The organism is Actinopolyspora lacussalsi subsp. righensis, from assembly GCF_900116555.1.
Lineage (GTDB): Bacteria > Actinomycetota > Actinomycetes > Mycobacteriales > Pseudonocardiaceae > Actinopolyspora > Actinopolyspora lacussalsi.
The window spans coordinates 158,651-171,168 of the sequence record NZ_FPAT01000012.1 but is presented as its reverse complement, the minus strand read 5'-3'; the positions used below and the strand labels follow the sequence as shown (position 1 = coordinate 171,168).

Below are 12,518 nucleotides of genomic sequence, written 5' to 3'. Positions count from 1 at the left end.
CAGGGCGCGGAGACCGGCGAGAATGCGAGCAAGAGTGGTCTGGTCGCGGAACCACCCGCGGGGTGTCGCTCCGTCGTTGCTCACCGAGCAGGTACCTCCGTCATGGCGGTAACCGCCAGGGGTCCGCACCGAGTGCGGCCCCGGTACCGCGAGATCGCCGGACAACACGGGCACGTGTCCCGGTAGTCGGCAGGGGCGGAACCCGTGTCGGCCGAGGTAGGGCCGGTTCTTCCGGGCGGTCACGAGTCGGGGTCCACGATCGTGGGCGGCCCGTCCTCGTCCGTCTCCGCCTCGGTGGGAGCGTCGCGGTACTCGCGCAGCGCGGCCGAGAGTTCGTCCAGCGCGTCGGCCAGGTCGTGCCGATCAGCGGCCGGAAGCCGCTTACCACCGAGCTTGTAGGCCGCCTCGTCCAACATCCACTGACAGCGGCGCAGCAATACGGCCAGCTGCGTATGGGGCCGGCTCACCGGGAACCACCCCCGCCCGGCAGCCGGCCCAACAGCTTCGTGAGGGTGTCCCGCAGGGTGCGGGCCTGCTCCGCACTCCACCGAGTGCGGTTGTAGACAGTGGGAGTGATGATCGTCAGCCGACCACCCTCGACCGACAATCGCAGCGATTCGGTGCCGTCGTGCTCGACAGTGTTACACCGCACCAACACGGATTCCGTTGATCCATTTACCATGCGTAAAGCATCGGAAATCGCGGTGCGACGAAGGGTACAAACCGTACCGGTCACCTATTGGGTGAGTAGTCCCAATCGGTCAGCGAGAGCGCGTGCTTCACTTCGTTGGTCATCGGGTGGAGCGTCTGCCAGTCTTCCCGCGATTTCGCGGGCGAATCCGTTATAGGCGGCTGTTTCGGGTGCTGTTCGTTCGGCATGCCGCAACATCGCCAGTGTGGCGGCACGATCACCGCGTTTATGATGTGCTCGGGCGACTTCGATCAGATGACGTGAACGACGCGGTACTGAAGTGATCGTTTCCGGAGCGATCGTATTCGCTTGGAGTGCTTCGCCGGGGCGCTGCAGGTCCACCGCGATGCTGACAGCGTGCGCGCTCATGACGGGTAGACTGAACGAAGACTGCGTGTGTCGATACTCAGGACCGAGCTTCCGGGCGATGCTGTGTGCACGTTCCCACTCTCGCCAGGCGTGTCCATGTTTGCCTGCTCGTGCGTAGGTAAGTGCGGATTCAGCGAACAATGCGCCGTACAAGCCGTGCCAGTCCGAGGTGCTTTCTTTGGACAAGTGCGGCACGAGTTGTCCACGCCCGTCCTCGGCCACCTGCAACGCTTCGTCCCAACGGCCGGATTCGCGAAGTGTCTGTACCAGGCCCCAAGCACCCGATGCGATCGCGTAGGGATCATCTGCGTTTTGTGCTTCGCTCATCGAGCGGTCAGCTACCAACCACACCAACTCCGGAGCAGGTTGGTATGCGGTGTAGAACTGTGCCAGCCGATACACTCCGGCCAGCACGCGGCGAGCCTCTCGCGACTGCTCTCCTGAGTACGTGCGTACAGCGCTTTGCGCGTCACGAATGAGGGCCGGGAGTAGCGCGCCCACCTGACTACGGTGATCCGAAGAGGAATGCCGAAGCTGCCAAGCTGCCCGCAGCCGCTCAGCCAGATGCGTCACACTGGTCTGCCTGTGTTGTCCACCGATCCGGTACTCGGTTAGTGCGACTTGTACCCCACTCAAGGAGGGGTGCTCAACCCCACCGGCGAAAGTATGCACCGGGATCGCTTCACCGTTTCCGGTCAATTCCGCCAGATCAGAGACACCCAGCGCCCGCGCGAGCTTGACCAGCATCGGCAGCCTGGGAACCTGCAACCGTCCGGTTTCGACCGCTTTCAACCACTCGGCCGAGCGCCCCACGAGACCAGCTAGTACCGGCCTTGACATGCCGGCTCGTTGACGAGCCCCCTTGATCCGGTAGCCCACATCAGCACCCACGCTGAACCACCCTTTTCGTGGAAACCGACCTCTTCGTGGACCCCCGGACCGTCGACCGGGGGAAAAACCTCCGCGAAGAGGTACGCACCGAGGATAGCGGGAACGCGATCAGGTGACGAGACTTCGGGAGCTACTCGCCAACGACCTGCCCTGGCGGCCGTTCGTGGCGAGCGAGCCGCAGGCCGCAACAGATCGATGAAAAACCCCGCGTGCGCGGGTCCTACACGATCCAGCGACACAGCACGAGGGACATATACGGTCTATCCCCGCGTGTGCGGGGCCTACTTCATGACCACGCTGACGTCGGACTGCTGTTCCGGTCTATCCCCGCGTGTGCGGGGCCTACCCTTCATCCGCATACACGCCGAGATGCGCCATAGGTCTATCCCCGCGTGTGCGGGGCCTACGCCGATCCGACGGTGGCCTATGCCTGGACGCTGGGTCTATCCCCGCGTGTGCGGGGCCTACTTCATGACCACGCTGACGTCGGACTGCTGTTCCGGTCTATCCCCGCGTGTGCGGGGCCTACCCTTTTTGCCCTGCGGTTCCGCGGTCGCGTTATTCGATTGTGACCTTAAGTACTGGTGGCGTGGATCTTAGTAGGCGCCACCGGCGCCCACAATGCGCCATCGTCGCACCGAGGCGGGGAGCTGTCGTCGTTCGTGGGGCGGATCTCCGGTGTCTGATTAAGGCATTGGCCGGTGGTGGAGTCAACGCGTCCGGTGGGCATCACGCAGGGCCGTCCCCGGCCGTGTGTGGCCCGTCCTCGTCGGCACCTGCCTCGGCGGGTTCGTCGCGGTACTCGCGCAGCGCGGCGGCGAGTTCGTCCAGTGCGTCGGCCAGTGTCCGTCGATCGGTGGCAGGGAGTTGGTTGCCGCCGAGTCGGTGGGCGGCTTCGTCGAGCATCCATTGGCAGCGGCGTAGCAGTACGGCCAGCTGCGTATGGGGCTGACTCACCGGACACCACCCCCGCCCGGCAATTGGCACAGCAACCTGGTCACCGTGTCCCGCAGGGTGCGCGCCTGCTCGGCACTCCACCGGGTGCGGTTGTAGACAGTGGGAGTGATGCTCGTCAGCCGACCACCCTCGACCGACAGCTGTAGTGATTCGGTGCCGTCGTGCTCGACGGTGTTGCACCGAACCAACACGGGTTCCCGCATGGCGTCACCTCCGGTAGTCGAATCAAAACTATGAGTATTTGCAGACGTGGAGGGACAATTGCGGGACAATACGGTCATGAGTGCGGACAACGGAGCGGCGGAACGGATCGCCCGCTTCCGCAAGCTGGCCGGGTGGAGCCAGCATCAGCTCGCCGCTCGTGCTTTCGTGTCGACCAGCCTGATCAAGAAGGTGGAGCAGGGGCGCACTCCGGCGAGTCCGTCGCTGGTGTCGTGCTGTGCGCGTGCTCTCGGGGTCGATGCCTCCGTGCTCTACGGAACCGATCCCGAGGAACAGATCACCGAACAGCACGTCGAACGGGCCGGTGTCGAAGAACTCCGAGCCGCGCTGCACGCCTACGACGACCCCGAACTCGTGAATCCGCTTCACAGCGCACCCGAACTTCAGCGGCAGTTGAATGCGGCCGAGAAGCTGCGGCATTCGTTCCGCTACCACGAGTTGTGCCGTCGTATGCCCGAACTGCTGAACCAGCTCTACGCCCGCACTGCCTTCGACCCGGCGGATACCTCCGCCGGAGAACATGCCCGGAGCATGTTGCACGACGCCTATCGGCTGGTCGCGACCCTCGGGGGGCGTTTCCACCAACCCGGTATCGGCGCGATGGCTTCGGAGCGCCACGTCGCGCTCGCCCCTCGGACGGGTGATCCGTTGCGTGTCGCCCTGTCGGCCTATCACCGGTCCACCCATTTTCTGCGGCACGGTCAGTTCGCTCGCGGGCTACGGGTGATCGAGCGAGGACACGAATCCGTGCGCGAGAGTCGGGTTCCCCAGCGGGAGTCGGTGGCCATTCAACTGCACCTGCGAGCGGCTGTGCTGGCAGCCCGGGCTGGTGACACCGAACGAGCCGATACCCACATCTCCGAGGCTCGGGCAGCGCGGCAGCGCTACGATCCGCCCGTATCGCCGTACTACAACACCGATTCCAGCGCCCTGAACATCGACGTCCACTGGTGTGCGATTCCCGTCGAGAACTACGACGGAACCGGAGCGTTGACCAGGGCTGAACAGGTCCACATCGTCGACCGGAACCGCCCCGAACGGGTGGGACACCACCACATCGACATGGCCCGTGCGTGGTTGTTGCACGGCGACCGCGAGAAAGTCATGGTGGAACTCAACGCGGCTCGACACATCTCACCGCACCACACCCGGCGTCACCCGACCGTGCGAGAAACCGTCCGGACACTCGCCGAAACCGACCGACGTGCCACCGACACCCTCGCTGGATTCGCCCGCTGGGTCGGAATACGACTCTGACAGCGGGTGCGCCTCGTGCCGCGAAGCTTCAGGATTGGCTGAGTTCAGCGTTTCGGCACTCGCACGGGAAGTGCGGTCGCGCGCCTCCGAACAACCGCATCGCTGCGCCACCATCGGGTGAAGCGCTCGGCATTTCGACTGGTAGAGCGGTCGCTCCGGTGGGACCGTGCAGTCCGGAAAGCTCTCCGAGACGGAGGTGGACATCATGGAAATGCCCGTCGTGAACGAGTGCGACGCCACGGACTGCGCTTACAACCAGCACCAAGCCTGCCACGCCCTCGCGATCACCGTGGGAGAGCCGGCCAACCCACGGTGCGACACCTTCACCACCGCCACTTCCCCCGCGGGCGATCCCGGGGCGGTCGGCCACGTCGGGGCCTGCAAGATGTCCGACTGCGGGCACAACGTCAACCTCGAATGCCAGGCCCCCGGCATCACGGTCGGCTACCAGGAGAACATCGTCGACTGCCTGACCTACGCACCCGCGTAGATTTCTCGCGAAATCGACGGGGTGTCGGGGGGGCGGACCCGGCGGGGCGGCGATTTCCCGAGAAATCGCCGGGACCGCGGTGCTCCGACGGGCGGGCGCGAGGGCCGGGACGGTGGTTCGGCGAGCCGGGAGCGGCTCAGAAGACCTTGCCCACCTCCCGGGCCACGATCTCGTCCATGTTGCGTTCCGCGAGTGCCGCGATGGTCATGGACGGGTTGCAGGCACCCGTGGAGCCGGGGATGAGCGCACCGTCGGTGACGTAGAGCCCGCGCTGCCCGAGCACCCGGCCGTGGGTGTCGCACACCTCACCGATGGTGGCGCCCCCGAGCGGGTGGAACGTGGTGGTGTCGAAGGCGCTGGTGTCCAGCGTGATGTTCGTCAGGTAATCCGCCAGGCTCCCGCCGACGATGCTTCGGATCCGCTCGCGGATCCGACCGGTGAGCTCCGCGTCGTACGACCGGCTCCAGTGCAGCACGGCGTCGTCGCGATACGGGTCGTAGCGGAACTCGCCGCGCGGCCGCACGATCCCGAAACCGATGACGCTGGTGGTGCCCAGGTCCACCGGGAACGGCACCGGCCCGTGCACGACGGTGACCGGACCGTCCGGGTTGTCCCAGTCCCGCACGCCCATGCAGGCCGGGCCGCCTTGCAGGGCACCGGGACTGTCACCCAGCGGGGTCCAGGAGAAGATCCGGTCCCCGTTGTTGCCCCAGTTCGAGCCGACCGCCTCGGGCAGGTCCGGGATCAGCTCCTTCTCCCTCGCCTTCACGAGCAGTCGTGTCGTACCCGCCGATCCGGCACCGAGGAACAGCGCGTCGGTGACGATCCGCTTGCGTTCCCGCACCGTGCCGTCGGTGGTGATGTGATCGACCCGCACCACCCAGCGCCCGGAGGAGTCGCGCGCGATGTCGCGAACCAGGTGCAGCGTGGCCACCTCCACGCGCCCGGTCGCTTCCGCCTCGGCGAGATAGGTGACATCCACGGTTCGCTTGCCACCGTTGTTGACGCCGTAGAGCACGTCTCCGGTGGTGTAGGAGGGTTTCATCTCCCCGCGCAGCTCGCGGCGGGCGAAGTCCCAGTCGATCGGCAGTGGAACCCGGTAGGGCGCCATGCCCGCCCGCGCGACGTGGTCGTGGAATTGCTTGACCGCCCGGTACTCCGGGGCGTGCAGCAGGTCGTCGGGAATGCCGTCGGGCCGCAGCACCGACTCGACCCGGCGGTAGTAGTCCCGGTCGAACCGTTCGTAGTCCAGCCCCGCGGGCATCGAGCGCGTGAAGTGCTCGGCGCTCGGCTGGATCGTCATCCCGTGATACACCAGTGAGCCACCGCCCACCCCGGAACCGCACAGGATGTCCATGCCGACACCGCGCACTCGTTCCAGCACCCCGGTGTAGGGCCGCCAAACGCTCGGTGGTGATCCGGTCAGCACCGGCCCCGGAGTCAACCAGGAGGCGCGGCGGTCGGGGCTGAACATGTGCGGGAACGTTTCCGCGTTCGGCCCGGTGGGCCACCGGATGCCGCGTTCCAGCACCAGCACCGGCACCCCGGCACGGGCCAGTCGCGAGGCGGTGATCGAGCCGCCGAAACCGGAGCCGATCACCACAGCCCGGCGGTGCTCCTCCACCGGCGCGGCGGTGGCCGAGCCCGCCACGCCCGCGGTCATCCCCAGCGCGGCGGTGGCCGCCGTGCCCTTGAGCAGTTCCCGGCGCCCCAACGAACCACGCATGACCTCTCCTCTCACGAATCCGAATGGTGATCATATGAATTCGTTCGAACTCGTGGAGTAGTACTCATTCGATCGTGTGAGGGAAGCGTGAAGTTCGTCCCGGCGCGTCGTTTCGTCGTGCCGTTCGGTCCACACCCGACGGATGCGGTGCGAAACGGTGGCTGTACCGTCCTGTCGTCGGTCGCGTCCTTCGTTCCGGCGCGGCCTGGTGGGAACAGTCTCGGCGTGGGGGAGAGTTGGTTTCGCTCGTGATCGCGGTGCTGGTGTTGCGCAAGGTCCGTTCCTACTGGACGCACCGTAGACGCGTCACGCAGCCTCGGTGAGAACGAAGCCCGGAACGTTCCGGGCGTTTCGTGATGCTCGCACCGGTGCGCCGGAGGCGATCAACCGGCTCGTTTCCGTCGGATGATCTCCGGGGAGAATTGCTCGGCCGCTTGTTCTTCGGGGTCGAATCCGTAAGACGAAACCAGCGCGATCTCATGAATTCGGTGAAATTTCGGAATGATCTTTCGGGTCGGATTTCGTGTGTCGGGCCCCCGGGAACGGAGCCCGACAACGAATACCGGTCAGCTCACTGGATGCCGACGTTGATGTTGCTCTTCTCGACCTCGATGTCCTGCTTCTTCCAGTTCCAGCCCCAGAGCCAGAGCTTCTTCTTCTGGTCAACGTCGATCTTGCAGGACTTGTACAAGCACGTGTCGGCCTTGTCCTTCTTCTTGCTCTTGTCCTTCTCCTTCTCCTTGTGCTCGTCCTTGTGGCTGTGGTTGTGGTTGTGCTCCGGCTTCATGTCGTCGGCCGAAGCGACACCCGCACCGCCGATGGCCAGCGGCAGGGCCATGGCACCGACAACTACTGCCCGCGTGAACGAACGCATGCTCGCGCCCTTTCCTTTCGGATTATGGGAATTGTTCGCCGGTTGAGCTCATTGGTTTCGATCCCGTTGGGGTCGACCCCATTGGTTCGCCGACAACTCGTTTTTACCCCAGTTGATTTCCCGGTGCCGGACGACACGCGCGGCATTCACCGTATTGAGTGTTATCGGTTTTCTTGTGAATCAAGTTTCGGAAAATCCGCGAAAATCGGCGGGTCGATGGTTGTTCACGTTTCCGGTCGCGCTCGCACGGCGACAGCGGTCGCCTGTCCGACACCCACCCCCGTGGCCGCGATTCCGAATCCACCGCCGCGATGGTTCAGGTGGCGACAAAGGTCGACGACCACCCGCGACATGGACGCGCCGAGCGGATGCCCGTAGGCCAGTGCGCCACCGTGCACGTTCACTCGATCGTGTGGAGCTTCCGGAAGTTGCCGCAGCACCGCGAGCACCAGCGCGGCGAACGCTTCGTTGATCTCCCACAGGTCGACTTCCTCGGCTCGCAGTTCCAACTTGTCCAGCAACTCGCGTATCGCCGTCACGGTCGCGAGGACGAACCGCTGGGGCGCGCAGGCCACCGTCGTCGTGCCTACCAGCTCACCGAGGGGCGTGACGGCCAACCGCTCGGCCTGTCGCTGGGAGCCGATGAGCGCCGCCACCGATCCGTCGCCGAGCGGGGCGGAGTTGCCCACCGTCACGGTCCCCTCGGTAGAGAAGGCGGGGGGAAACCCGGCGAGCTTGGCCGCGCCGGTCTCCGAGCTCAGCGGTTCGTCGCTGCGCATCGGGATGCCGCCCACGCCGCGCACCGGGAAGACGAAGCCGTCGTGCATCCCGGCGTCCCAGGCCGCCGCCGCGCGGCGGTGCGAACGCAGCGTGTACTCGTCCATCTCGCTTCGGCCCACGCCCAGTTCCGTGGCGATGCGTTCGGCGATCAGCCCCAGCGGAGCCGTCCACTCGGGATCCATGCGCGGATTGATCAGCCGCCAACCGGCCGCCGTCGAGACGGCCTCCAACCGGTCGGGCAGCGCCCGTTCCGGGCGGGGGACGACGAACGGTGCCCGGCTCATGCCCTCCACACCGCCCGCGACGACCAGCTCGGCGTCCCCGGTACGCACCGCGCGCCCCGCCTGCACGAATGCCTCGCACCCCGAGCCGCACAATCGGTTGACGGTCACGCCGGGCACGTTCTCCGGCAGGCCGGCCAGCAGCACGGCCATGCGTGCCACGTCGCGGTTCTCCTCGCCCGCGCCGTTGGTGTTGCCGTAGATCACCTCGTCGATGTTTCCGGGATCCAGCGGACGCTCGTCCCGGTCGGCGTGTCGGTGCACCAGCTCGGCCAACGGCATGGCGGCGAGGTCGTCCACCCGGATCCCGGAGAGCTCGCCCCGGTACCTGCCGAACGGAGTTCGGGTGGCGTCGAGCAGCATCGCACGGGCCATAGGGCCATGATGCCGCAATCGGGGGTGAGCACTTTAGTTCTTTCGGGTGAGTTCGGCGAATATCCGCGGCCACCGCCGGGGGCGCTCGTTCACTCTCCCGAGGGGGCTGCCTCGTCGTTCGTGGCGGGCACCGGGCGATGTTCGGCCACCGCCGTGTCCTCGGCCAGCGAAACCACGCGGGCCCCGCTCTCCCCGAGCTCGCGCAGCCTGCGCAAGGCGTGCCCGGCGTCGAGTCGCACGGTCGTCCGCACCGGTTCGGCCGGCTCGGCGGGATAGAACCCGGCACGTGCCTGGTGGCCGGAGCGCAGCGTGGCGTTCAGTGACCCCGTGGAGGCCAGTGCTCCCCGCGCGGCTCCGAGTCGCCCCAGGGTGTCGTCCAACGCGTCCAGCAAGGCCGCGCGGTTGCCCTCCGTCATGGCCCGCACCAGATCCGGGTCGGTGGCGATCACTCGCGTCCCGTCCCGGAACGAACCCGCCGCCAGGGATTCGGCCAGTGGTCCACCGTCACCGCCCACGGAGGCGAGCACGGCCGCCAGCAGGTGGGGCAGATGCGATACCCGCGCCACCGCGGCGTCGTGCTCGGCGGGGGAGGCGGGCACCACTCGCGCGCCGCAGTCCAGTGCCAGCAGTGCCGCTTCCCGCCAGGCGTCGAGGCCGGTGTCGCCGCCGATCGTGACCGCCCAGAGGGCCCCGTCGAACAGTTCCGCGCTGCCCGCTTCCCAGCCGGAGCGGTCGGTTCCCGCCATCGGGTGCCCGCCCGCGTAACGTGCCGCCGGAGCGGATTCCCGCACCGAGTCGTGCATCGGTTCCTGCACGCTGACCACGTCGGTCAGCAAGGTCGTGGGCGCGTGTCGGTTCACCTCCCGCAGTACCGTGCCGACAGCGGGCAGCGGTGTCGCGAGCACTACCAGCGCGTCCCGCTCCCGGGCGCGCTCCAACGCCCGCTCGGTACTCGACAGCACCTCGTAACCCGCCGCGCGAGCGGCGGCGGCGTCCTCCGCCGAAGTGGTCGCTCCCCACGCCGGTCTGCCCGAACGCACCGCTGCCCGGAGCACGGATCCGCCGATCAGTCCCAGCCCGATCACACACACGGCTCGCATGGGGATCATCCTGCCCTACCCTCAACAACTCGTGCCGGAGTGGTGACGGCGTGAACACGCCGAACGCGAATCATTGACTCGGTCGGTGAGCTGTTCGCAATCGTGCTTTCGGGTGGCGTTCGCACGCTTTACCGTGGCCTCATGACGCTCCAGGAGCCGGTCGCGGGGTTCGCGGTTGCCGCCGTTCGTGAGGACGGCCGATGGCGATGCGACATGTTGGACGGTTCGGTGCTGACCGGACTCGACGCGATCATCACCGCATTACGCGAACTGCGCTCCAGCGGAGCCGCGATCGGCATGTGCAACGTGGATGACGAGTTCTTCGTGCTGGTGCGTCCGGTGCCCGGCGGTGTGGAGCTGGCGCTGTCCGACGCGGCGGCCGCGCTGGACTACGACGTAGCCGCCGACGTGCTGGACCTGCTGCGTACGGAGCCACCCGATGAGGAGGACGAGGAGATCTGGCCGGAGGGCAACCTCGCGTTGCTCTCCGACCTGGGACTGCCGGAGGAGGAACTGCTGCTGATCACCGAAGAGGTCGACCTGTACCCGGACGAGCAGCTCGAGATGATCGCGCAGCGCTGCGGCTTCGGTGAGCAGTTCACCGCGGTGCTGGAGCGGTTGTAGTGGCCGGAGTGGCCGTGGGGCTCGGAACGGTCGTGGTGCCCGGTGCCGAACGCGGTGTCGGAAAGCGACGGCGACCGGACGGGCCGGCATGATCGAGGCTTCCGGGGATCGGGAACTGGTCCGTTCCGCGCTCGCCGTGGCATCGGACGCCACGGCGGCGGGGGACGTGCCGATCGGAGCGGTGGTGGCCGGCCCGGACGGTCGGATACTGGCGCGGGCGCACAACCGCCGTGAGGAGTTGTCCGACCCCACGGCCCATGCCGAGATGCTGGTGTTGCGTGCGGCCGCGGCCGCCCACGGCGACGGTTGGCGGCTGGGGGGATGCACCCTGGCCGTGACCGTCGAGCCGTGCACGATGTGCGCCGGTGCACTGGTGTTGTCCCGGATCTCCAGGCTGGTCTTCGGCAGCTGGGAGCCCCGCACCGGGGCGGTCGGTTCGCTGTGGGACGTCGTCCGGGACGGCAGGCTCAACCATCGGCCCGAGGTCGTCGGCGGTGTGCTCGATCGCGAGTGTGCCGCGTTGCTGGCGGAGTTCTTCGGCGAGCATCGAATGTGACTTGAGTCACTATCGCGTGATTCGGTGGAGTTGCCGGGTATGCAGCGGGAGCAATCGGCAACAGGAGGTCGCGATGAGTACGTTCGACAAGGTCAAGCACCAGGCCCAGCAGCTCGCGGGCAGGGCCAAGGAGGCGACCGGCCGCGCGACCGGCAACCGCGACATGAAGGATGCGGGCAAGCGGGACCGGCTCGAGGGCGAGGCCAAGGAGTCCGGCCAGGACATGAAGGATCGTGCCGCGGGAGCGGCCGAGGACATCAAGGACAAGCTGCGCGGCGACCAGAGCGGTGAGCAGCGCGGCGACCAGGGCGGAAACCGGGAAGGCGGCGAGGACCGGCGCTGAGGGGCACCCCCTCGGGGCGGAACGTCGGTTTCGGTCGAGCGGGGCGTCCCGGGAGTGGTGCGTGGGCGCGCCCGCCCCGAGCGCTCGGGTGCTGCCGCGACAGAGTGCCAGCGGCCCGCTGCGCGGGGAAAATCGACTCCCTCGACCCCCGTGCTGGATTCGTGAGGACCGTTCGTTACGCTTGTTCGCGGTAGCGTGTCCGAGCGGCCTAAGGAGCGCGACTCGAAATCGCGTGAGGTGAGAGCCTCCGTGGGTTCGAATCCCACCGCTACCGCGCGTTGACGAGAGCGGCGCCGGATCCCCCGAGGGGAACCGGCGCCGCTCTTTCACGTCGGGGCCCGGTCGGCACCGCGGTGCCCCTGTCGGTCGCGGTCGGATCAGCAGTTGGCGGGCTTCGACTCCACCCTGGTCTGCCACGCCGGGTTGTCCTGCGGTCCGTCGACCGTCACGTCGTGCACGTACCAGTAGTAGTGCCCGTAGTACGGATCACCGAAGTGCAGCTCGTAGGTTCCGGTGACCTTCTGCCGCATCGGCGCGGCGTAGATGTTCACGGCCTGGTTCGGTCCCAGCTCGTGACGGATCTCGTCGGACTTGGTGGTGCTCCAGCTCCACTGCCGCTCGTAACTGGTCTCGAAGCCCGCCTCGAACACCTCGCCCAGCGTGACGCCCGCACTGATGGTCATGCTCACGTTGGTGGTGGTGCCCCTGGAGGACTGCCAGCCGATGATTCGGGTGGAGGTTCCCTCGGAGCAGTTCGTTGCCCCGCCGACCAGCTCGTAGGAGCCGCGGTGCGTTTCCGGCGGCCCGGAGGGGTGAAACTCGCAGAGATCGGTGTTGCCGTTCTCGCACTGCTGCAGCAGCTGCCGCACGGTGGGGTCGGCCTCGGTCGTGGCGCTCGCGGGCGCGGCCAGTCCGGTCATTGCCAGCGCGGCGGCGCTCAGGCCGACCGCCAGTCGATTGCGCGACTTCATTCTTCGTCCTC

General features: G+C 67.1%; 16 protein-coding genes and 1 tRNA gene. 6 read left to right on the top strand and 11 right to left on the bottom strand.

The window, feature by feature from the left end:
* The 6 genes from BM394_RS23080 to BM394_RS19170 all read right to left on the bottom strand — a co-directional run.
* Positions 1-243: hypothetical protein (locus BM394_RS23080; protein ID WP_217643594.1), on the bottom strand; the 243-nt coding region annotated here is incomplete at its 3' end.
* Positions 240-467, bottom strand: coding sequence for a hypothetical protein (locus BM394_RS22545; protein WP_139235219.1), 228 nt, complete (start codon positions 465-467; stop codon positions 240-242). The genes BM394_RS23080 and BM394_RS22545, both read right to left, overlap by 4 nt.
* The gene (locus BM394_RS19180; RefSeq protein ID WP_092978398.1) at positions 464-652 is read right to left on the bottom strand and encodes a hypothetical protein; all 189 of its coding nucleotides are present in this window, start codon (positions 650-652) and stop codon (positions 464-466) included. The genes BM394_RS22545 and BM394_RS19180 overlap by 4 nt, the downstream gene beginning before the upstream one ends.
* Positions 653-736: 84 nt before the next feature.
* Positions 737-1,951, bottom strand: coding sequence for a helix-turn-helix domain-containing protein (locus tag BM394_RS19175; protein WP_217643593.1), 1,215 nt, complete (start codon positions 1,949-1,951; stop codon positions 737-739).
* Positions 1,952-2,680: 729 nt separating this feature from the next.
* Entirely contained in the window at positions 2,681-2,908 is a 228-nt protein-coding gene (locus BM394_RS22540; protein ID WP_139235268.1) for a hypothetical protein, read from the bottom strand.
* Positions 2,905-3,111 carry a hypothetical protein gene (locus BM394_RS19170; protein ID WP_092980428.1) on the bottom strand — a complete coding sequence of 69 codons (207 nt, stop codon included), beginning with the start codon at positions 3,109-3,111 and terminating at the stop codon, positions 2,905-2,907. The genes BM394_RS22540 and BM394_RS19170 overlap by 4 nt, the downstream gene beginning before the upstream one ends.
* A gap of 76 nt (positions 3,112-3,187) precedes the next feature.
* Between BM394_RS19170 and BM394_RS19165 the strand changes: the two genes are divergently transcribed.
* Positions 3,188-4,387 (top strand): helix-turn-helix domain-containing protein, encoded by a 1,200-nt coding sequence (locus BM394_RS19165; protein ID WP_092980426.1) that lies wholly within the window; start codon positions 3,188-3,190, stop codon positions 4,385-4,387.
* 205 nt (positions 4,388-4,592) lie between these two features.
* Positions 4,593-4,877, top strand: a complete 285-nt coding sequence (locus BM394_RS19160) for a DUF1540 domain-containing protein (protein WP_092980508.1) — start codon at positions 4,593-4,595, stop codon at positions 4,875-4,877.
* 136 nt (positions 4,878-5,013) lie between these two features.
* Here the strand turns inward: BM394_RS19160 and BM394_RS19155 are convergent, their stop codons facing one another.
* From BM394_RS19155 to BM394_RS19140, 4 genes are all read right to left on the bottom strand, one after another.
* Positions 5,014-6,603: a GMC oxidoreductase gene (locus BM394_RS19155; RefSeq protein ID WP_092980424.1), complete on the bottom strand. Its 1,590-nt coding sequence runs from the start codon at positions 6,601-6,603 to the stop codon at positions 5,014-5,016.
* Positions 6,604-7,174: 571 nt separating this feature from the next.
* Positions 7,175-7,477 (bottom strand): hypothetical protein, encoded by a 303-nt coding sequence (locus tag BM394_RS19150; RefSeq protein ID WP_092980422.1) that lies wholly within the window; start codon positions 7,475-7,477, stop codon positions 7,175-7,177.
* A gap of 224 nt (positions 7,478-7,701) precedes the next feature.
* Positions 7,702-8,913, bottom strand: a complete 1,212-nt coding sequence (locus BM394_RS19145) for a thiolase family protein (protein WP_092980420.1) — start codon at positions 8,911-8,913, stop codon at positions 7,702-7,704.
* Positions 8,914-9,002: 89 nt separating this feature from the next.
* Positions 9,003-10,013: a prephenate dehydrogenase gene (locus BM394_RS19140; protein WP_092980418.1), complete on the bottom strand. Its 1,011-nt coding sequence runs from the start codon at positions 10,011-10,013 to the stop codon at positions 9,003-9,005.
* Between the two features lie 141 nt (positions 10,014-10,154).
* Here BM394_RS19140 and BM394_RS19135 point away from each other — a divergent pair, with 141 nt between their 5' ends.
* The 4 genes from BM394_RS19135 to BM394_RS19120 all read left to right on the top strand — a co-directional run bounded on the left by BM394_RS19135 (position 10,155) and on the right by BM394_RS19120 (position 11,810).
* Positions 10,155-10,637 (top strand): tRNA adenosine deaminase-associated protein, encoded by a 483-nt coding sequence (locus BM394_RS19135; RefSeq protein ID WP_092925421.1) that lies wholly within the window; start codon positions 10,155-10,157, stop codon positions 10,635-10,637.
* A gap of 88 nt (positions 10,638-10,725) precedes the next feature.
* Entirely contained in the window at positions 10,726-11,193 is a 468-nt protein-coding gene (locus tag BM394_RS19130) for a nucleoside deaminase (RefSeq protein WP_175530174.1), read from the top strand.
* Between the two features lie 73 nt (positions 11,194-11,266).
* Positions 11,267-11,536 (top strand): CsbD family protein, encoded by a 270-nt coding sequence (locus BM394_RS19125; RefSeq protein WP_092980416.1) that lies wholly within the window; start codon positions 11,267-11,269, stop codon positions 11,534-11,536.
* Positions 11,537-11,725: 189 nt separating this feature from the next.
* Positions 11,726-11,810, top strand: a tRNA-Ser gene (locus BM394_RS19120).
* Positions 11,811-11,913: 103 nt separating this feature from the next.
* Here BM394_RS19120 and BM394_RS19115 read toward each other — a convergent pair.
* Positions 11,914-12,507 carry a hypothetical protein gene (locus BM394_RS19115; protein WP_207227508.1) on the bottom strand — a complete coding sequence of 198 codons (594 nt, stop codon included), beginning with the start codon at positions 12,505-12,507 and terminating at the stop codon, positions 11,914-11,916.
* Positions 12,508-12,518 lie beyond the last annotated feature (11 nt).

Coding starts and splice junctions, on each gene's coding strand:
- BM394_RS19170 (WP_092980428.1), bottom strand. CDS start 3,111: ATGCGGGAACCCGTGTTGGTTCGGTGCAACACCGTCGAGCACGACGGC.
- BM394_RS19165 (WP_092980426.1), top strand. CDS start 3,188: ATGAGTGCGGACAACGGAGCGGCGGAACGGATCGCCCGCTTCCGCAAG.
- BM394_RS19160 (WP_092980508.1), top strand. CDS start 4,593: ATGGAAATGCCCGTCGTGAACGAGTGCGACGCCACGGACTGCGCTTAC.
- BM394_RS19155 (WP_092980424.1), bottom strand. CDS start 6,603: ATGCGTGGTTCGTTGGGGCGCCGGGAACTGCTCAAGGGCACGGCGGCC.
- BM394_RS19150 (WP_092980422.1), bottom strand. CDS start 7,477: ATGCGTTCGTTCACGCGGGCAGTAGTTGTCGGTGCCATGGCCCTGCCG.
- BM394_RS19145 (WP_092980420.1), bottom strand. CDS start 8,913: ATGGCCCGTGCGATGCTGCTCGACGCCACCCGAACTCCGTTCGGCAGG.
- BM394_RS19140 (WP_092980418.1), bottom strand. CDS start 10,013: ATGCGAGCCGTGTGTGTGATCGGGCTGGGACTGATCGGCGGATCCGTG.
- BM394_RS19135 (WP_092925421.1), top strand. CDS start 10,155: ATGACGCTCCAGGAGCCGGTCGCGGGGTTCGCGGTTGCCGCCGTTCGT.
- BM394_RS19130 (WP_175530174.1), top strand. CDS start 10,726: ATGATCGAGGCTTCCGGGGATCGGGAACTGGTCCGTTCCGCGCTCGCC.
- BM394_RS19125 (WP_092980416.1), top strand. CDS start 11,267: ATGAGTACGTTCGACAAGGTCAAGCACCAGGCCCAGCAGCTCGCGGGC.
- BM394_RS19115 (WP_207227508.1), bottom strand. CDS start 12,507: ATGAAGTCGCGCAATCGACTGGCGGTCGGCCTGAGCGCCGCCGCGCTG.